We start from the raw sequence: 24,273 nt of genomic DNA on the forward strand, positions 1-24,273 counted from the left end.
CGCTCGCATGGCAGCAGGTCAATGCAGGCGCCTGCTGGTGGGGGCTGTGCTCGCGCCACTGCTCGCCGCCTGCGGCAGGCCACCGCAGGCCGAGAAGGCTGCGCCGCTCTATCGCTTCCGCGACACCCGCGACCTGGTGAGCCTGGTGGAGGACGGTGCGGCCCACCTGGAGCAGAAGGGTCTGCAGGCCCTCAAGGACTTCTCCAGGCCAGGGTCACGCTGGCTCCATGGCAACGACTATCTGTTTGTCTACGACGCCGATGGCACCAACCTCTTTCATCCCATTTTCCCTGAATTTCAAGGCCGCAACATGGGTCAGCTGCGCGATGTGACAGGCCAGCCGGTGGTGGATCGGATCGTGGCTATGGCCCGCAGGCCGGGGCCCAGGGCCAGCGGGTCAACGACGCCGACTGGCAGGAGCCGGAGATGGCCTCGGTACAGGGGGGGCTGCTCGCCGACGGCCTGACGGTGACCCTTTCGGGCCTGCTGGGCGGCATGGCCTCCGACACGTCCGCCAGCAACGTGGCCCTCAGCCAGGCCTCCGGGGCAACCAGCCGGGTGCTCGCCTACTGGGCTGGCGGCCTGTTCGCCCTGCTGGCATTCTCGCCGCGCCTCACCGCCGTGCTGGCCCTGATCCCCGACCCCGTTGTGGGGGCGATCCTGGTGTACATCATCGCCCTGGTGATCAGCTCGGGCCTGCGGATGATGGTCAGCAAGCCGCTCAGCCCCGCATCCGGCTACGTGCTGGGAACGGCCCTGGTGGTGGGCCTGAGTCTGGATATCCTGCCCCAGCTTTACCTCCACCTGCCGGCCTGGCTGCGCCCCCTGTTCAGCTCCTCACTCACCCTGTCCACGGTGGTGGCGATCCTGCTCACCCAGCTGCTGCGATTGCTGCAGCGTCCAGCCGCCAGCTGACGGTTCTGTGTGACAGGCTTGGCGCGTCTTCCGGCCCCACAGCGATGACCGCCGCCCCGGCCCGCAACCCAAGCGCCGCCGACAGCGCAGTGAACAGCGCCGCCCACAGTGCCGATGCGGCCATTCCCGACTGGGCCAACAACCCTCGCTACGACACGGTGATCCGCCGTCGCAAGACCCGCAGCGTGCGGGTAGGCGACGTGTTGGTGGGCAGCGACCACCCGGTGGTGGTGCAGTCGATGATCAACGAGGACACCCTCGACATCCCTGGCGCAACCGCCGGCATCCGCCGCCTGCATGAAGCCGGCTGTGAGATCGTGCGCCTCACAGTGCCGAGCCTCGCCCATGCCAAGGCGGTGGGCGAGATCCGCAAACGCCTGGAAGACAGCTACCGCCCGGTACCGCTGGTGGCTGACGTGCACCACAACGGCATGAAGATCGCCCTGGAGGTGGCCCAGCACGTCGACAAGGTGCGGATCAACCCAGGGCTCTACGTGTTCGACAAGCCCGACCCGAACCGCACCGAATTCACCCCCGAGGAGGTGGCCGCCATCGGCGAGCGCATCCAGACCACCCTCGAACCGCTCGTGAGCCTGCTCAAGGAGCAGGACAAGGGCCTGCGCATCGGTGTGAACCACGGCTCCCTGGCGGAGCGGATGCTGTTCACCTACGGCGACACCCCTCTGGGAATGGTGGAGAGCGCGATGGAGTTCATCCACATCTGCGACCGCCTCGATTTCCACAACATCGTCGTGTCGATGAAGGCCTCGCGGGCGCCGGTGATGCTGGCCGCCTACCGGATGATGGCCGACCGCATGGATGCCGAGGGCTTCCACTACCCGCTTCACCTTGGAGTGACCGAGGCGGGTGACGGCGACTACGGCCGCATCAAGAGCACCGCCGGCATCGCCACCCTGCTGGCCGAGGGGCTTGGTGACACGATCCGCGTGTCGCTCACCGAGGCGCCGGAGAAGGAGATCCCTGTCTGCTACTCGATCCTGCAGGCCCTGGGGCTGCGCAAGACGATGGTGGAGTACGTGGCCTGCCCCAGCTGCGGCCGCACCCTCTTCAACCTGGAGGAGGTGCTGCACAAGGTGCGCTCCGCCACCGCCCACCTCACGGGTCTGGACATCGCCGTGATGGGCTGCATCGTAAACGGCCCCGGCGAGATGGCCGATGCCGACTACGGCTACGTGGGCAAGACCCCCGGCACCATCTCCCTGTACCGCGGCCGCGAGGAGATCCGCCGGGTGCCGGAGGCCGAGGGGGTGGAGGCGCTGATCGCCCTGATCCGCGAGGACGGCCGCTGGGTGGATCCCTGAACCTTCGCCGGTGATGGTGCGGAGATCCGTTACGACGGAATCGGCCACGGGGGTTACGTTAAAGGGACATTCACTGACGACGGGAGCGCAAGCTGATGGCCAGAGGTCGCGCCGGCATCCTGGTGCTGGTTGGCTTGAGCGCCTGTGCGGCCACTGCCGTCATGGCCCGCGAACTGGTGATGGCCCCCGGAGGCAGTCCCCTGGTGAGCGACAGCCCCAAGGAGGTGATGGACCAGGCCTGGCAGATCGTCTTCCGGGATTATCTGGACACCACCGGCAAGTACACCCCCGATCGCTGGCGGCAGCTGCGTCGCGACATCCTGGCCAAGAGTTACGGCAACCCCAAGGAGGCCTATGAGGCCATCCGCGGCATGCTGGGCAGCCTTGACGACCCTTACACCCGTTTCCTGGATCCACGGGAATTCAAGGAGATGCAGATCGACACCTCCGGAGAGCTCTCCGGGGTGGGAATCCAGTTGAGCATTGACAAGGAGACCAAGGAATTGATCGTGGTGAGCCCGATCGACGGGTCACCGGCCTCCAGAGCGGGGGTGCAGCCGAAGGATGTGATCACGGCGATCGACGGCAAGACGACCAAGGGCATGACCACCGAGGATGCGGTCAAGCTGATCCGCGGCCAGGCCGGAAGCAAGGTGAATCTCACGCTGCGCCGCAAAGGTCAATTGATTGAGGTGCCACTGATGCGGGCGAGGATTGAACTGCACGCGGTGGATCATCAGATCAACACAACCCGGGAAGGCCTCAAGGTCGGTTACATCCGCCTCAAGCAATTCAACGCCAATGCCACAAAGGATATGCGGCTGGCGGTGAAGGATCTTGAGGAGAAGGGTGTGCAGGGCTATGTACTAGACCTGCGCAGCAATCCCGGCGGCCTGCTGATGGCCAGCGTCGAGATTGCCCGGCAATGGCTGAACGAGGGCACGATCGTATCGACCAAGACCCGGGACGGCATCCAGGATGTGAAGCGGGCCACCGGCCGGGCACTCACAGAAAAGCCCCTGGTGATCCTGGTCAACGAAGGATCTGCCAGCGCCAGCGAAATTCTCTCCGGTGCTCTGCAGGACAACAAGCGGGCCGTGCTGGTCGGGCAGAAGACCTTCGGCAAAGGTTTGGTGCAATCCGTGCGTGGCCTGTCGGACGGCTCCGGCATGACCGTGACGATTGCCAAGTACCTCACACCCAGTGGCCGCGACATCCACAAGCACGGCATCGATCCCGACGTGCCGGCCAAGATGACTGAGGCGGAGGCTCAGAAGCTCAAGCTTGAGGATCTGGGTACCGCCAAGGACACCCAGTACCGGGCCGCCGAATCCACCCTGATGAAGCAGCTGCGCATCACCGCCACGTCCGGTAGCACCTACAAGCCCGGCAGCGCAAACCTGCCGGCGGCCCTGGGTAGCCGCTGAATCGGGATTCTGGGGCAACAGTCAAGCCTCATTAGGCCAGCGGGGCCCACTGCCAGCCCGTGATCCGGGCTTTGGCCTGCACGTGCCCTGAGAGACCCCATTCCTTTCAGCCATTCCCTTTGGAGCCACTGCCGTTGATCCACTGCCGCTGATCCACTGCCATCCCAGGCCTTGATGTCCAGCAGCTTCTGCCCTTGGAAAGCCACATTGTTTGTGACCCCTGTCCGATCGCAACCCCTGACTGGTGATAGGGCAGCAGGTGGATGACAGCTCAGTACCCTTCGGCCGCTGGCAGGTTTTGATGACAAAGAGGCCGCAGGGAGCTGACGATCTAAAGCTGAATGCCTAGGGTGCAAGAAGAACCTTCCGGTTCTCCGGAGTGAAACTTCAACCCAGAAGCCCAGGGGCTGCGACTGCCACGACATGAGCCTTTTCGCCAGTTACTCGAAGATCCTCGAGATCGTGGGCGACATCATCCGGGTGGAGGTTCCTGCCGGAGAAGAAGTGGGTGAGAATACACCCCGCTTCAACGATCTTGCGGTCCTGCAGAACGCCAACGGCAGTGGTTCTCTGGCCCAGGTGATTGATCTGAAGCAGGGCTCGGTGGCCCTGCAGGTGTTTCGTGGAACCAAGGGGGTCTCGACCAACTCGCAGGTACGCTTTCTCGGCCATCCGATGACGGCCACCTATTCCGACAACATCCTCGGCAGGGTGTTTCGCGGCACCGGCGAGCCGATGGATGGTGGACCCGAACTTTCGCAGGATCCCCGGGTGCCAATCGGCGGTCCATCGGTGAATCCGATGTGCCGCATCCTGGCCTCCAAGCTGATCCGCACAAACGTGCCGATGATTGATATTTACAACTGTCTGGTGGAAAGCCAGAAGATTCCGATCTTCTCCATCTCCGGCGAACCGTTCAATCCCTTCCTGGCACGGATCGGCATTCAGGCGGATGCCGATGTGGTGGTCTTCGGCGGTCTGGGCCTGATCTTCGACGACTACTACGCCTTCCGCAAGACCTTCGAAGAAGCGGGTGTCTTCCCCCGCACGGTGATGTTCGTCAATCTGGCCTCCGACCCGATCGTGGAACGGATCCTGATCCCCGACATGGCCCTGGCGGTGGCCGAGAAATTTGCCTTGGAAGAAGGAAAACGGGTGCTGGTGCTGCTCAGCGACATGACCTCCTTTGCCGATGGTCTCAAGGAGATCAGCATCGCCATGGATCAGGTACCGGCCAACCGCGGCTACCCGGGAGACCTTTACTCCCAGCTGGCGCGCCGGTACGAAAAGGCTGCCGATTACGCCAAGGGGGGCTCGGTGACGCTGCTCACCGTCACCACCATGCCTGGCGGCGATGTGACCCACCCGGTGCCGGACAACACCGGCTATATCACCGAAGGGCAGTTCTATCTGCACGACGGCATGATCGATCCCTTCGGCTCGCTGTCGCGGCTCAAGCAGAACGTGATCGGCAAGGTGACCCGGGAAGACCACAGCCAGATCATGAACACCACGATCCGGCTGTATGCCGGCGCCAGGGATGCGCAGCAGAAGCAGGCCATGGCATTCGAGCTCTCGGACTACGACCGCAAACTGATCCACTTCGGCGACCTCTTCCGTGATCGCTTCATGGACATCAATGTGGATCTACCGCTGGAGGCAGCCCTGGATCTGGCCTGGCAGACCCTGGCCGAGTGCTTCGAGCCTCAGGAGTTGCTGATGAAGCAGGAACTGATCGACAAGTACTTTCCCCATCCAGTTCCTCCGAAGCCAACTCCTGCCCAGCCAACTTCAACGCAGCCAGCTTCAACGCAACCAGATTCTTCGCAGCCAGGCTCTCCGCCATCAGGCCCGCAGACAACCACCGTCGCATGAGCAGACTCTCCCTCACCAAAGCCTCCCTCAGCCGGCAGAAGGGTCTGCTCAAGACCTATCACGACGTCTTGCCGTCCCTGGACCTCAAACGTCGTCAACTCAGTGCGGAGCGAGAAGCCGCCCGCCAGCAGCTGGAGGAGGCCCGAACCCGGGCGGCCGCCATCGAGGCGGAGGTTGGGAAATCCTGTCCGATGCTGGCCCACGAGCGGATCGACCTCTCGGATCTGGTGACCATCACCGCCGTTCATCAACAGGAGGAAAACCTGATGGGCACCCGCCTGCCGAAACTGCAAGGGGTGGACTTCCGGGTGGCCGACTATGGCTTGCTGAGCCGGCCCTTCTGGGTGGATGCCGTGGTGGGCTGGCTGCAGGAGGCCCTGCGCAATCAGCTGCAACTGCAGGTGGCCGAGCAGCGGCTGGAGCTGCTGCGACAGGCCGAGCGCAAGGTGACCCAACGGTTCAATCTGTTCGATCGGGTGCTGATCCCCCGGACCCGCAGCAACATCAGACAGATCACCATCTACCTGGCCGATGCGGAGCGCGCCGGGGTGGTGAATTCCAAGATCGCCAAACGCAAGAAACAACGGCAAACCGCCGCAGCGCCATGACGATCATTCCTCTGGCCAAACTCACGCTGTTCGGGCTCTCGGCCGACCGGAAACCCCTGCTCGATGGCCTCCAGAGCCTCGGCTGCGTGCATCTGATCCCCCTGACCAGCACCACGGAAGACGAGAATTTCGTGGTCGCACGGCCCAGCGAAGACGCCCGCAAGGCCCTGCGCTATCTGATGGATGTCCGGCGACGGCGCCATCAGACGAGGGTCGATGCCACGTTTGATTTCGACCGCATCGTGGCCGAAGCCCTGGCCAACAGGCAACGCAAGCAGCAGGCCGAGGATCGGGTGCTGGCCCTGGGCAAGCGACTGGATGAACTGGAGCCCTGGGGAGACTTCAGCCTTCCCGATCAGGATGGACTGGCGGGCAATCTCCTGTGGTTCTACCGGGTGCCCCACCCCAAGGCCGCCGCATTTCGTGGTGCCCTTGGCAGTCTTGGTCTGCCCTGGCAATTGCTGCACGAATCCCCCGCCCATGGGTATTACGCCCTGATCGCCGAGCAGGAACCCGATCAGGCACTCCTGCCCGTGGCCCGTTCCCATGTGGGGGCCCAATCCCATCGGGATGTGCAGCGCCAGTTCGATGACGCCCGCACCGCCCTGGAGGATGTGGAGGCCGAGCACGAATCGCTCAGCCGCTGGGTGTTTCTGCTCTCCAAACACCTCACCCGGGCCGAGGACGCCCAGGCGCGGGAGCAGGCCAGCGGCATGGCCCTCGATGACGACACGCTGGTGCAACTGCAGGGCTGGATTCCTCGCCCCGCCCTGCCCCGTCTCGACGCGTTTGCGCAACAGCACGGTCTGGCCTATCTCGCCGAGGTGCCGGAGCCGAAGGACTCCCCACCCACCCTGTTGCGCAACCCCACCACCCTGAGCGGCGGCCAGGATCTGGTCACCTTTTACGAGACCCCGGGCTACCGCGACTGGGATCCCTCGATCGTGGTTTTTTTCTCGTTCGCGTTCTTCTTCGCCATGATCATGGCGGACGCCGGCTATGCCCTGGTGCTGGGGCTGGTGGTAGGCCTGAAGTGGACAGCGATGGGGCGCTCGTCCGGTGGACGCCACTTCCGCATTCTGGCGGTTGTGGGCCTGGTGATGGCGCTGATCTATGGAATTCTGGCCGGCAGCTATTTCGGCGTAGCACCTCCAGCTGGTTCCCTGTTGGCGCACTGCAAGCTGCTGGATCTCAATGATTTCGCCGCGATGATGAAGCTGTCGCTGGTGGTGGGCTGTGCCCACCTGCTCCTGGCCAATGGCGTGGTGGCCCTGCGGGGCCAGTCGCTGGCCCAGACGGCACCACCGATCGGCTGGATGGCGGTGATTCTGGGCGGGCTGACGCTCTATCTCAGCCAGGCCGAGACTCCCTTCCTTCACCTGGGCATCGGCCTGATTGCGGGTGGACTGCTCACCGTTCTGCTGCTCAGCAGTGAACGCCATATCAGCCATCCGGCCGATCTGCTGCTGCGCCTGCTGGACGGGCTGGGATCGCTTACCGCCATCTCGAAGTTATTCGGCGATGTGATGAGTTACCTCCGTCTGTTTGCCCTGGGCCTGGCGAGCGCTTCCCTGGCGATCACCTTCAACCAGCTGGCTGGGCAGGTCTCACACTCGGGCCTGGCCTTGGGTGTGCCGATTGCCCTGTTGATTCTGGTGCTGGGCCATGGCATCAATCTGTTGCTGGCGATCATCAGTGGATTTGTGCACGGCCTACGGTTGAACTTCATTGAATTCTTCAACTGGGGGCTGTCCGGGGAAGGTGTTCCCTTCAGGCCTTTCATCAAAAAGGAGCTTGCCTCTTGAACGACCATTTCTCTCTACTCGCTCTCGGCTGGATCGGGATTTATGCCCCGGTCGCTCTGGGGGCGATCGGTGCCGCGATCGGCTGCACCATTGCCGGTCAGGCAGCGATCGGCGCGATGATGGAAGTCAACAGCGGCTACGGTCGTTTTGTCGGCCTTTCGGCGCTGCCATCGTCGATGTCGATCTACGGCATTGTGGTGATGTTCATCCTCAACAGGCCGGTGATCCCGGCCAATGCCGGGGCCCTGTTCGGCCTGGGCACTCTGTCGGGACTCGCCTTTCTGATTGCCGCGATCTATCAGGGTCTCTGCTGCGCTTCGGCGATCGCCGGATCGAAGTCGAAGCCGGAGATTTTCGGCCTGGCCTTGGCACCGGCCGCAATCGTGGAGGGCTTCGCCGTCTTTGCCTTTGTGTTCGCCCTGGTGGCTGCCGGTGGGATTCCCAAGTAAGTCACCCCGTATCACGTCCAACTCTGTGATCCGCTGTTCCCCCTCCTCTGTTCTGGAGTGCGATGCCCAAGTTCCGAACCAAACGTGAAGACACCCCGGCCCAGGTCGCTGCGGGGGTTGAGGAGCTGATCTCCCGTCTGCGGGATCAGGGTGTGGCCGCCGGCAGGAGCCAGGCCGATCAACTGGTGGCCGATGCCCGGACCGATGCCCAGCATCTGCTTGATCAGGCCCGCCAGCAGGCCGACCAGATCGTGCAGCAGGCCCGTCATCAGGCGGAAACCCTGGAAAACTCCGGCAAGCAGGCCCTGACGCTGGCCCTGCGGGATGCGGTGCTGGAGCTGAAGTCGCAATTGATGGAGCGGTTCCGGGGCGAAGTGCGCCAGCTGGTGGGAGAGGAGCAGCAGAAGCAGGAAATCCTCGAAAAGATGATCCTGGAGGTGGTGGGTCGTGTACGGGGCGAGGCCGACCGCTCCGAGCAGCCTGAAGTGATCCTGCCCCGCCACATCGCCGGCCTCGAGGAACTCAGCCAGAATCCCCAGGAGCTCGAAAACGGTGTGCTCACCCGGTTCGTGCAGCTCGTGTCCCGGGGGATCCTGCGCGAGGGGGTCAGCTTCGGCGTCGCCTCCGACCACCAGCAGGGGCTGCGACTGCGGCTGGTGGATCGCGATGTGATGCTCGACATCAGTGATGCGGCCGTGGCCGAGGCCATCCTTCAGCATCTGCAACCTCGCTTCCGGGCGCTGCTGGAGGGTGTCGTGAAATGAGCCCCCGCTACACGGCGCTGATGGCCAGCCTGCCGCCCCTGGGAGGTCTGTTGGAGGCGCGGGCACCGGCGATTTCGATGCTGAAACTCGAGAGCCGCCTCACCTTGCTGCACCCCGAGGACAAACACACCCTGGACCTGATGGTGGGTTTTCTCTCCCAGTCGGTGCGGGATGACGACAGTCTGGCTGCTCCGGTGGACGCCCGTCTGCTGGAGTCGGCGAATCAGTTCTTCAAGGAGGTGTCGAACCCCACCCTGCGCCAGCTGGTGGCCCAGCGTCTCGACCTGCGCACGATCATCGCGGCCCTGCGCCGACGCCACCGCGGCGAAAGCGAGCCCCCCACGGGTCCCGCCTGGGGCTTTGGTCCCTGGGTGAACACGATCGAGCGGCGCTGGAAGGAGCCGGCCTTCGGTCTTGAGGCGGTCTTCCCCTGGATCCCCAACGTGAGCCACCTGCTCGAATCGGGAGATCTGGTGACGCTGGAACGCTCGTTGTTCGGAGTGATCTGGAAGGATCTTGACCGTCTTGGTTTCGGTCACCACTTCGACCTCGAGGCCGTGGTTGTGTACGTCGCCCGCTGGGCGCTGGTCGATCGCTGGTCCCATTACGACGCCCGGTTGGCCGTGACGCGCTTCGGCGATCTCGTCAGTACCTCGCTGGCGGGCATCACCAACGGCTCCCAGGCTCCGCCCCCCCCTCGATCCGCTCCCGCCACCCAACCCGCCGCTGCCAGCCGATGACCGAAGCCAGCTTCAACATCGCCCGCGTGGTCGCCGTGCAGGACGACCTGGTGACGATCGCCATGGCCGATACCAATCCGCGACCGATCCTCAAAAATGAGGTGATCTACATCCTCCCGGGCCGCAAGGACGGCAACCGGCAGGAACGCCTCAAGGCCGAGGTTCTGAGGGTGCACGGCTCCACCGCCGATGCCCAGGTGTACGAAAGCACCAAGGGAGTGGGCGTGGGAGATCCCGTCGAACAGTCGGGCGAACTGCTGTCGGTCACCCTCGGGCCGGGTCTGCTGAGCCAGGTGTACGACGGCCTGCAGAATCCCCTCGCCGGGCTGGCTGCCGGGTATGGCACGTTCCTGCCCCGGGGAGCCGTGGTGCCGCCCCTGGATACCGAGCGGAAATGGTCGTTTCAGCCCACCGCCAGGATGGGCCAGCGGCTCAGGGCCGGTGATGTGATCGGCACGGTGCAGGAAGGCCGCTTCACCCACAAGATCATGGTGCCCTTCGCCGAGCCTGGAGAGGTCACGCTCGACTGGATTCAGCAGGGCAGCTTCACCATCGACACCGCGGTGGCCCGCATCCGCGATGCCCAAGGCAACAGCCGCTCCCTCACCCTCACCCAGGAATGGCCGGTGCGGCAACCCCTGCCCCAGAACCTGCTGGAGAGGCGGCTGTGTGAGCGGCTCTATCCGGAGGAGCCGATGATCACCACCCAGCGGATCGTCGACACGTTTCTGCCGATCGCGCGCGGGGGAACCGGTTGCATCCCGGGGCCCTTCGGCGCAGGCAAGACCGTGCTGCAGAACATGATCTCCCGCCACTCCGACGTGGACGTGGTGATCGTGGTGGCCTGCGGCGAACGGGCCGGCGAGGTGGTGGAAACGATCACCGAATTTCCCAAACTGATCGACCCGAAAACGGGCGGATCACTGATGGATCGCACGATCATCATCTGCAACACCTCCTCGATGCCCGTGGCGGCCCGAGAGGCTTCGATCTACACGGGGCTCACCCTGGGCGAGTACTACCGCCAGATGGGTTTCAACGTGCTGCTGATCGCCGATTCCACCTCCCGCTGGGCCCAGGCGATGCGCGAAACCTCCGGCCGGCTTGAGGAGATCCCCGGAGAGGAGGCCTTTCCGGCCTATCTCGACTCCTCGATCAAGAGTGTCTACGAAAGGGCCGGCATCATCCGCACCAACGACGGCAGCGTCGGCAGCCTTACCATGATCGGCACCGTGTCACCAGCCGGCGGCAACTTCGAGGAGCCGGTCACCCAATCCACCCTCAGCACCGTGAAGGCCTTCCTGGGACTGAGTGCGGATCGGGCCTACAAGCGTTTCTATCCCGCGGTCGACATCCAGATGTCCTGGTCGCGTTACTTCGGCCAGCTCGAAGGGTGGTTCGCCAAGCATGTCGCCCCCGACTGGGTGAAGCGGGTGCAGGCCATGACCGATCTGCTGCGCCGCGGTGATGCGGTGAACCAGATGATTCAGGTGACCGGCGAGGAGGGCGTCACAATCGAAGACTTTATTCTGTATCAGAAGTCCCTGTTTCTCGACATGGTGTACCTCCAGCAGGATTCCTTCGACGAGGTGGATGCCAGCTGCTCGATCGAGCGCCAGAAAACCTGCTTCGATCTGGTCTGCGGGCTGGTGGACCAGACTTATCACTTCAACGACAAGAAGGCCGTCCGTGATTTCTTCACCCGCCTGACCGGTCTGTTCAAGAACCTCAACTATGCACCCACCAACTCCCCCACTTACACAGGCTTTCTGCAACAGATCCAGACTCTCGCCACCACCCAGGCTCATCCAGCCTGGCATGGCCAAGACGACGGAACCGGTGTCCAGCCGCTGAGCTGAGCAGACCAGGCGAGAGCTGAGCGGTGCAGATCCGTGGGGGTCTCAGACCAGGGAGGCCGCATCCTGTCCAGCGTCGCTGCCCGTCATCAGGCCGGTGAGATCGGTGGTCCCGAACACCTGCCGGTAGGCGGCAGTGCTGATGCAGGCCACCACGGGAATGGCCACGAAAAGGCCCACAACACAGGCCATCAAGCCGAGCAGCATCACGGCAAATTCCGCCAGGCCCAGCAGCAGCACCTGGCCCCATTGCGGGTCAACCACAGCGCGGCCCCGCTGGATCGCGCTGATCGGGCCAAGTCCCTCCAGCAGGCTCACCTGGGCCAGGAACTTCTGATTGATCACCACATAGATCAGCACCAGCAGGGCCACGAGCAAGGGCAGGACTGCCAGCAACTGGCTCAGCTGCGCCACTCCGAAGGCCAGGCCGGCGGCCACGAGGAGCATCAACCCCACCAGGACGCCGAGCACCAACCCGTTACGAAACAGCCGGATCATGGCCGCCCCATCCCAGCGCACGAAGGTCGCGAAGCTGGGTTGACCACCTTCGAGAGCGCTCCAGGATCCCCGCACCAGGGCAACGCTCCCCCAGAGACTAACGATCACACCAGCCACAGCCCCCAGCAGCGCCACCAACGCCATCGGCCCGCTGATTGGCAGTCCCTCTTCGTTGGTACCCAGCCGCTGAATGCCACTGAAAATCGCATTCACCACCGTGAGCAGCAGGGAGAACCCCACGAAGACCCAGGGGGCCCGGCTGAAGGCCGCCCAGCCTTGCCTGACCGCTTCGAAAACATCAAGTTGAGCCGGAGCAGGCGGAGAACTCTCGAACATGGAGGCGAGTCCCTGTGAAACAGCGGGTGCGCCCACAGTAGGGAAAGACATCCCGGCGCGCCATGAAGGTCGTCCCAACACGGAGGGACGTGGTGGTTCCAGGCCTTAGTCGCCGGTCATTGAGACCATGAAAGCCACGGTGTTCGGATCACATTCGACCGGCGAATCATTAGCGAGCTCTTGCCATGGCTAAGATCTTGGATTTGCTTTACTTGACCGAAAGGCTGCCATGGACATAGCGAAGCTCCAATAATCAAGTCTTGGATGAAATGACTTGAGGAGAGTCTGCGGAGGACCCTGTTGAAGGCATTGCAGGAGGTAATGAGCCCCCTTCGAGGAAGAGGGTCTGCGTTGGGTAAGCAAAGGCGATGGCTTCACCGAGGAATTTCTCCATAATCTGATAATTCACTTCTTGCTGAACATTCAGAGCCAGGACGTAATCACCACCTGGGACAAAATACACAAACTCAAATTCGAGAGCGCTGTCTGCAAACCGCACGAAATGACAGCGATCGAACTCAGCCGGCGGCACCTGCTCGACCACCTGCTGCAACAGCGCAGGAATGCGGCGCACTTTCTCCAGTGAGGTCTGGTATTCAACGCCGATGTGATGCACCAGCCGGCGGCGGGGCAGATCGCCGAAGTTGCGGATCGTCTGGCTGAGCAGATCCTCGTTGCTGATCACGATGCGCTCGCCATCGAGGCTGCGCAGACTCGATGAACGGATTCCCACTCTCTCCACCGAGGCCCAGTGCCCGCCGAACTGAATCACCTGTCCGATTTCGAAGGGTTGATCCAGCAGGATCGTGAGATAGTTAATGAAGTTCGACACTGGCCCCTTCAGGGCCAGGCCGATACCGATGCCGGCACCCGCCAGGGAGGCATAGATCGCGCCCATTTCCACGCCCTGGTTCTGCAGGAACACCAGTCCCCCGAGCAACCAGAACAAGGTGCGGATCATCGGGGCCAGACTCTGCAGAGTGGCGATCTGCCTGTCCTTGCCGAACCGGCGCAGCGAGCGATCCAACAGCAGCAACAGACTGCTGTTCACCAAGCGCACCACCAGCACGATGGCAACCAACTGGAAGGCCCCCTCCACGACCCGGTCGAGCCAGGCACCGGCGGCCAGGGCCTGCAGCTCAGACACCAGGCTCTGCCACCCCCAGACCGCCACCCCCAGATAGGCCAGCGGCGTGATCGTGCTCAACACCAGGCTGGCCAGCAGATCGTCGGTGCGGCTGCTGGTTCGCCCGACCAGCCGCATCACCCAGCGCTTGAGCAGACGCGACGCCAGCCAGACCACGAAAGCACCAAGGGCCATGCCGCCCAGGGTGCTGAGAATGGCTAGGGCGGCGGTGTTGTTGATTCCTCCCATCGGCATCCGTTGATCCTGCGGCACATTCGGTGCACCCTATGCAGAGATCGACGCCTGCGTGGCCGAACCCTGAGCCATGCTGCAGCACACAGATCCAGCGAGGCGGCCCCCAGGCAGACGTGCAGGGAATCAGCCGGGCGGCATCGCCTCGGTGGAGACATCGGCTCCAACCTGTGGGCCTGGAAGCCCTCCCAACAGAGCACGACTGAGTTCCGTCGGCAGCTGCAGCTGCAGCGCACCCTCGCTGAGATGGAGGGTGCGCTGGGGGAAGGGGATCGTGATGCCGTATTGCCGCATAACGGCTTCGATGCGGTAGTTCAGGGCACTGATGATTTCATACTGACGGAGTGGCTGGTTGATCCAGATCAGCAGATGGAAGTTGAGAGCGTTGTCGCCGAAGCCCTGGAAGAACACCTGCGGTTCCGGTTCCTTGAGGATGCCGTCCACATCTGCGCAGGCTTCGCACAGGGCCTGGGTCACCTGTTGCGGATCACTGCCGTAGGCCACCCCCAGAGGCACCTGCAGGCGGGAGGTGGTGGAGCCGTGACTCCAGTTCACCACCCGGGATTCGAGGAACTCGGAATTGGGCACAATGATGGCAATCCGATCCAGGGTGAGCACCTCCGTGCTGCGCAGATTCACCCGCTGCACGGTGCCCTGCAGATCACCGATCTCCACGAAATCCCCCACCCGGATCGGCTGCTCGAAGATGATCACCAGACCGCTCACGAAATTCTTGGTGATGCCCTGCAGACCGAGGCCCACGCCCACGCCCAGGACACCCGCGAACAGAGTGAGAGAGGACAGATCCAGGCCCCAGAGCTGCAGCAGCACCAGGGTGCCGATGAACAGCAGGCCATAGCGCACCACAAAGGCCACCGCCTCCTGGGCTCCCACGTTGATGCCCGTGTATCGCAGGACCCGACTGCGTAACAGCCCCTGCAGGACCCCAACCAGGCGGGTGAGCAGCACAAACAGACCCAGCAACACCACGACATCCAGGACGGAGTAGCTGTTTTCTCCCAAGGGAAGAAACGGTGAGGCGAGGCTGTCGCTCAGGGCGGTGGCGACCCGATAGAAGCCGATCCGGGCGCTGGGAAACGGCTGAGCCGCCAGGGCGATCGCAGAGATCCACAGACCGATCTTCAGCGCCAGCATCCCGCTGCGCAGCAGAAAGCGCAGACCTTGAACGCGCATGGGGCGCGCCGGATCGATCGCAGCCGGCTCGAAATACCTTTGCGCCAGGTTCCGGCCCAGCCACCCCAGAGCGCGCTGACCCAGCCAGGCGAGCAGCATCAGAGCTGCGGCCAGCAGGAGACTGCGGCGAACGTGATCCGGATGGCGCTCCCGGCGGCCCTGCTCGATCGCCTTCTCCAGCTCCGCCTTCCAGCGCTGGGCCTGCGCAAAGGGGTCGAGCCCATCGGGGGCATCGCGCCGGGTCACGGTGATCAGCACCTGCCCGTCGAGGGCGAGCACGGGAAGGTTGTTGTGCTCCCGCACCGTGATCTGCACGGGGCGACGGGAGAGCACGGCCTGCTGGAGGATGCGGTTGACCGGCTCCACCCGTTGTTCGGCACTGAACTCATTCGATGACCAGACGCCGAACAAGGGACGGCCGTCCAGCTCCACCTGCTCGGGCCCCGCAGCTTGCGAGGCAGCCTTGGTGAGCGATCCAGCGGATCCCTTCTCTGCCGGTACTGCGGCCTGGGGAATCACGGGCCCGAGCGGTGTCGCGCCTGCCCCATGAAGCAGTCCCGCCCCGACCGTGATCGCCAACCACGCCGCAAGGACGATGGGGAACAGCAACCGAGGCAGTCGCTGACGGCCTCTCGGGGACCGTCTATGGCGGTGGCGCCCGTGAGGGGGGAGACGGTTTGGGGTCATGCCGCTCTCTCCAGAAGGCCGGTGCCTGAGGCTGACGCGAGGCCACGAATCTCCTGCCACCTTCCCACCCCCGCAGACCCCGCCAAATCGAAACTAAATATTAAGAGCCCAGGCCAGACCTGGGTTGGATGGGACAACCTTGGACGTGTCACAGTCCGCAGCCTGCTGGATCGGTGAAGCCGGGCCAGTCGGGCCTTCAGCCGGACCGCGTCACTTGTTCTCCGCAACAGGTCCCCATGGACATCCCGCCGCCCTCCCTCCAACCGAGCATGTCGGTTGCATGTCCTGTGGCCCCTGCGAGCGCATCCAAGCTGCAGATGTCCACCCTGCGCACCCGTTCCAGGCTGACCGCCCTGCGGGAACGGCTGGAGGTGCTGCATGCTCAGCTGGCCGAGCAGGTGGAACTCCTGCCGATCGGCAATGAGAGCTGGATCGAGACCGAGCGCGAGCTCCGGGCTGCGGAATCAGCCATGGCGCAGCTGCATGGCAGGCGATGGATCTGAGCAGGGGCAGTCTGATGATGCCCCAAGACATTTCACCCATGGCCCTTGGCGATCTCCCAGCTCAGCAGCGCCCATTTCAGTGGTGACCATGACCGTCTGCTGGAGGGGCTGAGCCAGGGGAGAAGGATTGGCTCCACAGGGGCCGGAGCAGTCCGGTCCCGATTGTCACGGCCGCTGTTGCTGATCCAGGATCTCGATGGGGTCTGCATGCCCCTGGTGCGTGATCCCCTGCAGCGCCGGGTTGATCCGGCCTACCTGCGGGCCTGCAAGGCGATGCAGGGGAGCTTCGCCGTGCTGACCAACGGCGAGCACGGCGGCCGCCGCGGCATGAATCCCATCGTCGAAGCGGCCGTGGGCGATGCCGAGGCGGTGCGCCGCGAGGGCCTCTATCTGCCTGGCCTGGCCGGCGGCGGCGTGCAGATTCAGGATTGCCACGGCCGGATCGAGCATCCCGGCGTGAGCGCTGCCGAACTCACCTTTCTCGAGCAGGTGCCGATCCGGCTGCGCGACGCATTGACCAGCTTGCTGGCGGGGCCCTCCTTCGGCCTGCAGGGCGCCGAACTGGAGGCGCTGGTGCAGACCGCCGTGCTGGACAACCAGGTCTCCCCCACCCTGAACATCAACACCCTCTTCCCCTATTTCGGGGCAGAACCGGAGCTGTGGGGCCGGCTGCAACAGGCCATGGCCGCCCTGATGGAGGGTCTGCTCGACCAGGCGGCGGCCGAGGGGCTGGCGGGGTCGTTCTTCGTGCACCTCGCCCCCAACCTCGGCAGTAGCGGCGACCGCGAACGGCTGAGGCCTGGCCAGGCGGGCGATGCCGGCACCACCGACTTCCAGTTCATGCTCAGCGGCGCGGTGAAGGAAGCCGGTGTGCTGGTCTTGCTCAATCAGCACGTGCACAGTCGCACCGGCCACTACCCCCTCGGCCCCGATTTCACCGTGCGCACGGCACCCCGTGGCCACACGGATCTGCTGCGGCTGGCCCAGGAGTGCTTTGACCCGGCCACGCTGCCACAGCTGGTCGGCGTCGGAGACACCCTCACCTCCCAGCCAGCCGGCCCCGGATCGGGCGAACGGCTGCGGGGCGGCAGTGACCGGGGCTTCCTGCGGCTGGTTCAGGATCTCGGCCGCCAGTTCAGCACCGACAACCTGGTGCTCTTCGTGGACAGCAGCCGCGGCGAGGTGCGCCGGCCCGGTCTGGGGGATGGCCTGCAGGAGGGCACCCCTGGGGCTGAGCCCCCCTGGGAAGCGGTGGAGGGGATCAGCGATCCCGCCGATCCGCTGCGACTCCAGTACCTCTTCGCCGGCGGCCATCGCCAGTACACCGCCTGGTTCGCCGGGCTGGCCGCGGCCCTCAACCCTGGGAATGGGGCGATCCCGTCCGACGCAGACGCACCGGCGACGCCCCCGACGTGAGGCCCCGCCGCACCGGGTGGGCGGCATGGGTGGCGTCCAGTTCGAGGCTGGCGCGGCTGAGAATGCGGCTGAGCACCACCTTCATCTCGTACTGGGCGAACGCCATGCCGATGCAGCGCCGGCTGCCGCCACCGAACGGAAGGAACTCGTAGGGGCTGTAGCTGGTCTCGAGGAAGCGCTCGGGCCTGAAGGTCTCGGGATCGGGATAGACGGCCGGGCGACGGTGAGCCAGATAGATCGAGCCGATCACGAGCGTGTCCGGTTCCAGGCGCTGGCCTGCCAGGGTGACGGGACGGCGCACAACCCGCGGAAACGTGAGCATGCCCACCGGGTAGATGCGCAGGGTCTCGTTGCAGACCGCCGCCAGATAGGGAAGAGACAACACGGCCGTGGGGTCGGCGGCAGCATCAACTCCAGCCAGCTCCTGCTGCAGGCGCAGACGCAGCTCCGGCCTGCGATGCAGCCAGTAGAGCGCCCAGGTGAGGGCCGTGGCGGTGGTTTCGTGGCCAGCCACCAACAGGGTCATCAGCTCATCCCGCAGCTCCTGGTCCGTCATCGGCTGACCCTGCTCATCGCGGGCCGCCAGCAGCAGCGACAGGATGTCGCTCGAAACCTCAAAAGCCTCGGGTTGCCGGCGGCGCCGCTCGATCTCGTCATCGATCAGGGCATCGATCGCGGCACGCCGGCGCACAAAGCCGCCCCAGGGGCTGAGCGGCCCCAGATCAAGCCGCAGCAGCGGGAAGTAGAGGAGGCTCACACTCGCCGGACTGCTCATCTGATCCAGCAGGGCGACCAGCAGCCGCTCCAGCTCCCGGTAGCGCTCCCCCTCCGCCAGCCCGAAGACGGTGGAGAGGATCACGCGCATGGAGATCACCTGCATCGCCTTCTGGGCGGAGAAGGTCGTTCCGACAGGCCAGCCATCGATCACCGCATCGCTGATCTGCGCGATCGTCTGCCCATAGGAACGCATCCGCTCCCCGTGGAAGGGAGGCATCAGCAATCTGCGCATGCGGCGATGTCGGTCGCCGCTGATGCCGATCACCGACTCGGTGCCGAGGAAGGGTTCGAACAGGGCGTTGAGGTCCCCGGGGGCATCGAACGGATCGCCGTCATCCTGATTGAGCAGCGTGCGCAGATCCTCCGGCGCGCTGAGCATCACCAGCGGCCTTCCGCCCCCTCCCAGCCGTGCCGTGAAGGCATCGCCGTAACGGCTGGCGGCTCGCCGCATGAAACGGAAGGGTGAGCGGATCCAGCCGAACGTCTGCAACACCCAGGGGGAACGCGGGCCGGCCGGCAGCGCGGAGCTGGGCAGGGTCCGAGTCTTCGACTTGGTCTGAGGCTGACCCTGGGCCTGGGTCTCAGTCTTGGTCTGGGGCAAGGTGGTCGAAGGGGAAACGACGGGACGCCACGGGGCGTGGTGGCGATGGATGCACTCCGGCCTTGAGGGCGGCGGGCTGGCCTGCGTTCAGTCGCGCCCGCTGGAGGGAAGCCGGCTGACCTGCTGAGCGCGGGCCTCGGGATCGCCCAGCAGAACCAGACCCGCCTGATGGACCCGAACGATGCCGTGGGCCATCAGCAGCGCCGCCGCCAGGCAGCCCACCAGGCTGAGCAGCGCCACCAGATCCAGGCCGGGAGCAGGATCCCCATCCCGTCCCCCGCTGCCAACGCTGTCCAGCGGCTGGGGTTGCCCGGGTGCTCCGACGGGCATGGCCTGAGGGGCGGAGGACCCCCGCATTGTTGGCGGATGTCACCGCTGACGAAGATTTTCTTAGCACGTCGTACCCATGCAGCGTCAGCCCATCGGCTGCACCCTGGGGACGCCCCCTTCTCCCGCCAGACGGATGCCCCAGCCATCCCGCCCCGCGTCCGGGCACCCCACCTCAGGACAGCCCGCTGAGTGGAGCGGCGCGGTGTGTCGGCAGGAAGGCTGGTGGACCGCCACCACCAGCCTGGCACCTGCGGGTCTGCGGCTCTACCGGCAGCGCTGGAGCGGTGCGGAGCCGCCCCGGGCGGCGATGGTGCTGGTGCACGGCATCGGAGGTCACAGCGGTCTGTTCACAGACCTGGCCGAGGAGCTGGTGGGCTGGGGTCTGGAGGTGTTCGCCTTTGATCTGCCGGGCCATGGCCGTTCGGACGGTCCCAGGGGGCTGGTGCGGTCCTGGAGCGATTACCGCGACTGTCTGGATCAGTTCCTCGCCAGCGAGGTGACCGCAGCCCGCCCGGACCTGGCCTGTCTGCTGCTGGGTCACAGCCTCGGAGGGACCCTCGTGCTGGATGCGGTGCTGGATCCGGATGAGGCCAGCACCCGGCTCATCGGGGCGGTGGTCTCGAATCCTGCCGTCGGAGAAACAGGAGCAGCTTCCTGGCGCCTGCTGTGCGCCCGCCTCCTCTCACGGATCTGGCCCTCCTTCACCCTGTCCACGGGCTTCCCCCTCAGGCTGGCCTGCCGCGATCCGATCCGCCTCGAGGCCTACCGCCGCGACCCATACCGGCACACCCTCTGCTCAGCGCGGCTGGCCACCGAATTTCTGGCGGTGGCTGGGCGATTGCAGACGGAGGCGCCCCGGATCACCCTGCCGCTGCTCCTGCTGCAGAGCGGCGCCGATGGCGTCACCCCGCCGGCGGCAGCGGAACGGTTCTTCGCCGGGCTGCCGGAAGCGACCAGCACCTGGCGGTTCTACCCAGCCAGCTTCCACGAACTCTTTGACGATCTGGACCGCCAGGAGGTGCTGGCTGACCTGCGGAGCTGGATCGAGGCCCTGCTGGCGGTGCCGGCCGGATCGCCGTGACCCCCATGCACGGACGGAACGGCCAGGGCCTGGAACCGATCCCGCCTCGCCTGAGCATGGCGATGGTGCGACTGCTGCATGGCCTGCTGCCGCTGCTGTTGCGCTTCCGCTGGTTCGTGTGGCTGCCGGCGCGGATCGAAGGGCTGGAGCTGGTGGAGGGGGAGCATCTGGTGGAGGCCTTCCAGCGCTTTCAGGCCGGAAACCTGCGCTTGATCCTGGCGTTCCGCCATGGGGAAGTGGATGATCCCCTCGCCGCCCTGTGGCTGTTCTCCCGCGGGGTGCCGGCCCTGGCCCGCCGACACGGGGTGCGCCTGCATCTGCCGTTGCATGCCCAGTTCCTCTACGACCGCGGCATGCCGCTCTGGGGCGGACGCGGCCTCGCCTGGGTGCTCTCCCGCCTGGGGGGAGTGTCGCTGCGGCGCGGCCGGCGCCCCGACTGGACGGCCCTGCGCACCAGTCGGCGCCTGGTGCTGGAGGGAGCCTGTCCCTTTGCGGTGGCTCCGGAGGGGGCCACCAACGGCCACGGCGAGCAGCTGGGCCCCCTGGAGAACGGTGTGGCCCAGCTGGGGTTGTGGTGTGTGCAGGACCTGGACCGTGCCGGCCGCACCGAAGCCGTGTGGATCGTGCCGATCAGCCTGCAGTACCGCTACCGCCGCCAGAACTGGGGAGCACTGGAGAAGCTGCTGGAGCGGCTGGAAGGGCTGGTGGGTCTGACAAGCGATCGGGCCGGCACGATGCCAGAGGCTGAAGCGCCGGAGGGCGCGGCCATCCAGGACAACGGGGCCATCACAGAAACGGCGTTGCGGCTCTACCCGCGGCTGCTGGCGATCGGGGATGTGCTGATCGAGCAGCTGGAGCGGTTTTACGAACGTCTTGCCCCGCAACTCAAGCTGGGGTCCCCAGCACCTGCCCCCCGGCAGACTGCCGCCCAGGGGAGGGGGACGGATTCGCCCGGCCGGGGTGAGCGGATCCGGGCACTGCTCGATCGGGCCCTGGCGGTGGCGGAGAACCGCCTCGGTCTCAGCGGCGGCGGCACCCCCGAAGAACGGTGCCGCCGGCTGGAGGAAGAGGGCTGGCGGCGCCAGTTTCGCGAGGACCTGCCGCCCCGCTGCGCCCTGGCCTCCCTGGATCGCGCCCTGGCCGATTGGCTCGCCCGTGATGCGGCCATGGCCCTGGTGCACATGCGACTGGCGGAGGGCCTGGTGGCGGTGTCCGGCGATTACGTGGCACGCCGCCCCAGCTTCGAGCGCTTCGCCGAAACATCCCTCTTGCTCCACGACGCTCTGGAGCGGCTGCAGGGGGCGCGGCTGCCGCGCCGGCCTGGGCTCGGGCCTCGGCAGGTGCGGCTCAAGGTGGCCGAACCGATCCAGCTGCGGCCGGAGGGCCCGCAGCCGGCTCAGGCCATCGCACCGGATGGTCCAGACACGGCCGGACGACCTCGGCAGCAGACCCAGGCCATTACCGCCCGCATCCAGGCAGCCTTCGAGCAGGCATGGATCTGAATCATTCAAGACCCATCGTTCAAGCCCCAGAGACTGGTGATGGTGGTGGCTGGATCCGGCTGGCCATGAGACGATCCGCTTTGCCCCAGGCCCCTGCCGCCCCATTCCGATGAGCCTGCCGCCCCTGCCTGCTCTGGTCACGATCCTGGCCCTGGTGCTGTACCAGGCCACGGCCCTGCTGGTGGGCCGGGCGCGTGTTCAGCATCACGTCAAGCCCCCCGCCACCACAGGACCCGAGGGATTTGAGCGCGCCCTGCGGGTCCAGCAGAACACCCTGGAGCAGCTGGTGTTCTTCCTGCCCGCCTTCTGGATGGCGGTGGCCCTCAACCAGGCCGGAGTGGCCTGCGCCCTTGGCTTCGTGTGGATCGGCGCGCGGATCGCCTATGCGGTGGGCTACATGCAGGCGCCGGACAAGCGTGGCCCCGGCTTCGGCATCGCCTTTCTGGTCAGCGTGGCCCTGCTGGTGATGGCCTTCGTGGGCGTGGTGGCCCAGCTGGGTTGAAGGCCCGGTTGAACCACCGCGATCGCCACGGGATCAAGGTTGCGGTTCTGGAGCCCTGCAATTGATCGACTCAAGCAGGCCATAACGATCGTGACGCCGCTCGATGCGAGCGCCATGGCTGGCCCAGGCCGGCTGCCACTGCAGGGCCACCAGCTGGGGCTGATCCGGCTGACGTTGCAGCGGGATGTCGATCAGCACATCCGCTTCCGGCTGCCAGCGGAGCAAGGAGAGCCCGCTCGCCTGCCACACGGTGGTGGGAGGCGGCAGACGAAGCGGAGCTGGTGGAACAGGATCCTGGCGGCCCGGGCGCCCTTCAATCACATAGACCAGGCTGGAGAGGCCCTCGGCGGCGAGCTCGATCACGACCCGACGCCGCCGATCCCCCAGCACCACACAGAGTTCGCTCACCCAGGTCCAGGGGCCGATCCGGCTCGGGCCCAGGCTCCAGTGGCCATCCCCAGAGATCTGCATCTCCGAGGGGGGCTCTCGGAAGCGCATCGTGCGGACCGCACCGGTGCTGCCATTCGTGAGGGCCGCCTCGATCTCAGGGAGGTCCTGATCCTCGGTTCCGGTGATCAGTTCCTGCACCTCCAGATGGCTGGCAAAGCGGTCGAGCTCATGGCCCTGGCCGTCGAGTCGGATGAAGGTGCCCTGCCAGAGGCCGGCGTTGTGTTGGAGCAGGGTGGTGCGCCGCTGACTTCCACGCGGCAATGCAGGTCCCGGGCCGTGGCGAACGGTCAGAGGCGGCGCGTTGGTGGTCATGGGCATGGAGTGAGCCGAAGGGCTGCCGTGAAGGGACCATGGGAGGGTTGTGAGCCTCCAGGACGGTTGTGTCCGAACCCACCGTGTCCAATGCGCGCTCAGGCTTGCCGCAGATTCCATCGGCCCAGGCGACAGCCTGCCCGGGCATCTGGTCCACCAAGCCCTGGTGGTGCCAGCCCTGGTCGATTCTGCTGACGGGAGTGGTGGCGGTGGCGGCGAGCTGGTGGCTGCTGCACCGCTGGTGGCTGAGCGGCTTTGTGGCCTCGGGGGTGCTGCTGTGGTGGCTGCTGTTCCTGGTGCTGGTTCCAGCGGCTTATCGGGCACAGCTGGACCATGAAAAGCCAGAAACCCCCGAGCAGGCCTGAAAGACTCCAGGAGGTATCAGGCCACTGGTTGCATCAAGCCACCGCCGTGATTGTCGTCGTCATCGTTGTTCTCCCGATCACCCTGGAGAAGGGCGTAGAGGCCGAGGGCGAAAAGGCTGACCATCCCAGACACGATCCCGAAGCCACCCTGGAGTCCTCCACCCACATCGACCAGCTCACCCACGACTGCTCAATCCAAAGATTGTGAGAATTGTAACGTTGTTTTGCGGAAGCTGCGCCGGGCCCTGCTTTTCCACTTCGCCTGCAGGTGCTTCTGGCCAGGCGATCGACCCCGGCCGCACAGTCCGCGCCTGCGCGCAACCATCACCTGCCGCCAGGGTGCTTGTCGGAACTTCATGAGCCAGTTGCGGAGTTCAACGTGGGGCTCTTCCATGTCCCGGGCGATGTCCAATCCAACCCTGCGGCTCAAGCTCGGACCAGTCGCAGCTTGTCTCCCGGGGATTCGGCACCTGGCCGCTGGACATGCCCGCCACGGGTGCTCACCAACGCCCCGGAATCACTGGATACTCACGAACCGCAACAGCGACCTGCCCCAGAGGAGCGCCGACCCGATCGCTCG

At 65.3% G+C, this 24,273-nt stretch carries 24 protein-coding genes; 17 read left to right on the plus strand and 7 right to left on the minus strand.

Going from position 1 to position 24,273, the window contains the following annotated elements; genetic code table 11:
- Nucleotides 1-7: 7 nt before the first annotated feature.
- The 11 genes from VB716_RS16800 (at nucleotide 8) to VB716_RS16850 (ending at nucleotide 11,764) form a co-directional block, all read left to right on the plus strand.
- Nucleotides 8-466, plus strand: coding sequence for a cache domain-containing protein (locus VB716_RS16800; protein ID WP_197170487.1), 459 nt, complete (start codon nucleotides 8-10; stop codon nucleotides 464-466).
- Entirely contained in the window at nucleotides 427-915 is a 489-nt protein-coding gene (locus tag VB716_RS16805) for a solute carrier family 23 protein (protein WP_323248792.1), read from the plus strand. The genes VB716_RS16800 and VB716_RS16805 overlap by 40 nt, the downstream gene beginning before the upstream one ends.
- 44 nt (nucleotides 916-959) lie before the next feature.
- Nucleotides 960-2,237 (plus strand): (E)-4-hydroxy-3-methylbut-2-enyl-diphosphate synthase, encoded by a 1,278-nt coding sequence (ispG, locus tag VB716_RS16810; protein ID WP_231597970.1) that lies wholly within the window; start codon nucleotides 960-962, stop codon nucleotides 2,235-2,237.
- Nucleotides 2,238-2,332: 95 nt separating this feature from the next.
- Nucleotides 2,333-3,664 (plus strand): S41 family peptidase, encoded by a 1,332-nt coding sequence (locus VB716_RS16815; RefSeq protein ID WP_197156526.1) that lies wholly within the window; start codon nucleotides 2,333-2,335, stop codon nucleotides 3,662-3,664.
- A gap of 423 nt (nucleotides 3,665-4,087) precedes the next feature.
- Nucleotides 4,088-5,539 carry a V-type ATP synthase subunit B gene (locus tag VB716_RS16820; RefSeq protein WP_323271086.1) on the plus strand — a complete coding sequence of 484 codons (1,452 nt, stop codon included), beginning with the start codon at nucleotides 4,088-4,090 and terminating at the stop codon, nucleotides 5,537-5,539.
- A complete protein-coding gene (locus VB716_RS16825; protein ID WP_323271087.1) occupies nucleotides 5,536-6,147 on the plus strand; it encodes a V-type ATP synthase subunit D in 612 nt (203 codons plus the stop codon). Before VB716_RS16820 ends, VB716_RS16825 begins: the two co-directional genes overlap by 4 nt.
- Nucleotides 6,144-7,952: a V-type ATP synthase subunit I gene (locus tag VB716_RS16830; protein WP_323271088.1), complete on the plus strand. Its 1,809-nt coding sequence runs from the start codon at nucleotides 6,144-6,146 to the stop codon at nucleotides 7,950-7,952. The genes VB716_RS16825 and VB716_RS16830 overlap by 4 nt, the downstream gene beginning before the upstream one ends.
- Nucleotides 7,949-8,401: an ATP synthase subunit C gene (locus VB716_RS16835; protein WP_197156532.1), complete on the plus strand. Its 453-nt coding sequence runs from the start codon at nucleotides 7,949-7,951 to the stop codon at nucleotides 8,399-8,401. The genes VB716_RS16830 and VB716_RS16835 overlap by 4 nt, the downstream gene beginning before the upstream one ends.
- A 62-nt stretch (nucleotides 8,402-8,463) precedes the next feature.
- The gene (locus VB716_RS16840) at nucleotides 8,464-9,165 is read left to right on the plus strand and encodes a hypothetical protein (RefSeq protein ID WP_197170491.1); all 702 of its coding nucleotides are present in this window, start codon (nucleotides 8,464-8,466) and stop codon (nucleotides 9,163-9,165) included.
- The gene (locus tag VB716_RS16845; protein WP_197156536.1) at nucleotides 9,162-9,905 is read left to right on the plus strand and encodes a DUF2764 family protein; all 744 of its coding nucleotides are present in this window, start codon (nucleotides 9,162-9,164) and stop codon (nucleotides 9,903-9,905) included. The genes VB716_RS16840 and VB716_RS16845 overlap by 4 nt, the downstream gene beginning before the upstream one ends.
- A complete protein-coding gene (locus VB716_RS16850) occupies nucleotides 9,902-11,764 on the plus strand; it encodes a V-type ATP synthase subunit A (RefSeq protein ID WP_323271089.1) in 1,863 nt (620 codons plus the stop codon). The genes VB716_RS16845 and VB716_RS16850 overlap by 4 nt, the downstream gene beginning before the upstream one ends.
- A 42-nt stretch (nucleotides 11,765-11,806) precedes the next feature.
- On the opposite strand, the gene VB716_RS16855 is transcribed toward VB716_RS16850, so the two are convergent.
- From VB716_RS16855 to VB716_RS16865, 3 genes are all read right to left on the minus strand, one after another.
- Nucleotides 11,807-12,595: a hypothetical protein gene (locus VB716_RS16855; protein ID WP_197156540.1), complete on the minus strand. Its 789-nt coding sequence runs from the start codon at nucleotides 12,593-12,595 to the stop codon at nucleotides 11,807-11,809.
- A 253-nt stretch (nucleotides 12,596-12,848) separates the two neighbouring features.
- Nucleotides 12,849-13,976, minus strand: coding sequence for a mechanosensitive ion channel family protein (locus VB716_RS16860; protein ID WP_323271090.1), 1,128 nt, complete (start codon nucleotides 13,974-13,976; stop codon nucleotides 12,849-12,851).
- 123 nt (nucleotides 13,977-14,099) lie between these two features.
- Nucleotides 14,100-15,776, minus strand: coding sequence for a mechanosensitive ion channel family protein (locus VB716_RS16865; protein WP_323271091.1), 1,677 nt, complete (start codon nucleotides 15,774-15,776; stop codon nucleotides 14,100-14,102).
- A 395-nt stretch (nucleotides 15,777-16,171) separates the two neighbouring features.
- Here VB716_RS16865 and VB716_RS16870 point away from each other — a divergent pair, with 395 nt between their 5' ends.
- Nucleotides 16,172-16,357, plus strand: coding sequence for a hypothetical protein (locus tag VB716_RS16870; RefSeq protein ID WP_197156544.1), 186 nt, complete (start codon nucleotides 16,172-16,174; stop codon nucleotides 16,355-16,357).
- Between the two features lie 45 nt (nucleotides 16,358-16,402).
- Nucleotides 16,403-17,773: a glucosylglycerol 3-phosphatase gene (gene stpA, locus VB716_RS16875; RefSeq protein ID WP_323271092.1), complete on the plus strand. Its 1,371-nt coding sequence runs from the start codon at nucleotides 16,403-16,405 to the stop codon at nucleotides 17,771-17,773.
- Here stpA and VB716_RS16880 read toward each other — a convergent pair.
- Together VB716_RS16880 and VB716_RS16885 are read right to left on the minus strand one after the other, a co-directional pair.
- Nucleotides 17,712-19,151 carry a cytochrome P450 gene (locus VB716_RS16880; RefSeq protein WP_323271093.1) on the minus strand — a complete coding sequence of 480 codons (1,440 nt, stop codon included), beginning with the start codon at nucleotides 19,149-19,151 and terminating at the stop codon, nucleotides 17,712-17,714. The genes stpA and VB716_RS16880 overlap by 62 nt on opposite strands.
- 87 nt (nucleotides 19,152-19,238) lie before the next feature.
- The gene (locus VB716_RS16885; RefSeq protein WP_197170495.1) at nucleotides 19,239-19,481 is read right to left on the minus strand and encodes a hypothetical protein; all 243 of its coding nucleotides are present in this window, start codon (nucleotides 19,479-19,481) and stop codon (nucleotides 19,239-19,241) included.
- A 133-nt stretch (nucleotides 19,482-19,614) separates the two neighbouring features.
- Here VB716_RS16885 and VB716_RS16890 point away from each other — a divergent pair, with 133 nt between their 5' ends.
- The 3 genes from VB716_RS16890 (at nucleotide 19,615) to VB716_RS16900 (ending at nucleotide 22,566) form a co-directional block, all read left to right on the plus strand.
- Nucleotides 19,615-20,562, plus strand: coding sequence for an alpha/beta hydrolase (locus tag VB716_RS16890; RefSeq protein ID WP_323271094.1), 948 nt, complete (start codon nucleotides 19,615-19,617; stop codon nucleotides 20,560-20,562).
- Nucleotides 20,563-20,567: 5 nt separating this feature from the next.
- Nucleotides 20,568-22,064, plus strand: a complete 1,497-nt coding sequence (locus VB716_RS16895; RefSeq protein ID WP_323271096.1) for a 1-acyl-sn-glycerol-3-phosphate acyltransferase — start codon at nucleotides 20,568-20,570, stop codon at nucleotides 22,062-22,064.
- 109 nt (nucleotides 22,065-22,173) lie between these two features.
- Nucleotides 22,174-22,566: an MAPEG family protein gene (locus VB716_RS16900; protein ID WP_323271097.1), complete on the plus strand. Its 393-nt coding sequence runs from the start codon at nucleotides 22,174-22,176 to the stop codon at nucleotides 22,564-22,566.
- Nucleotides 22,567-22,599: 33 nt separating this feature from the next.
- Here VB716_RS16900 and VB716_RS16905 read toward each other — a convergent pair whose 3' ends face one another.
- Entirely contained in the window at nucleotides 22,600-23,328 is a 729-nt protein-coding gene (locus VB716_RS16905; protein WP_323271098.1) for a hypothetical protein, read from the minus strand.
- 68 nt (nucleotides 23,329-23,396) lie between these two features.
- Here VB716_RS16905 and VB716_RS16910 point away from each other — a divergent pair, with 68 nt between their 5' ends.
- On the plus strand, nucleotides 23,397-23,693 hold the full coding sequence (locus VB716_RS16910) for a DUF6737 family protein (protein ID WP_416238134.1): 297 nt from the start codon (nucleotides 23,397-23,399) through the stop codon (nucleotides 23,691-23,693).
- Nucleotides 23,694-23,709: 16 nt separating this feature from the next.
- Here VB716_RS16910 and VB716_RS16915 read toward each other — a convergent pair whose 3' ends face one another.
- Nucleotides 23,710-23,877 carry a hypothetical protein gene (locus VB716_RS16915; RefSeq protein WP_197156558.1) on the minus strand — a complete coding sequence of 56 codons (168 nt, stop codon included), beginning with the start codon at nucleotides 23,875-23,877 and terminating at the stop codon, nucleotides 23,710-23,712.
- Nucleotides 23,878-24,273 lie beyond the last annotated feature (396 nt).

It is taken from the genome of Synechococcus sp. CCY9201 (genome assembly GCF_034931105.1).
Taxonomy (GTDB): domain Bacteria; phylum Cyanobacteriota; class Cyanobacteriia; order PCC-6307; family Cyanobiaceae; genus CBW1002.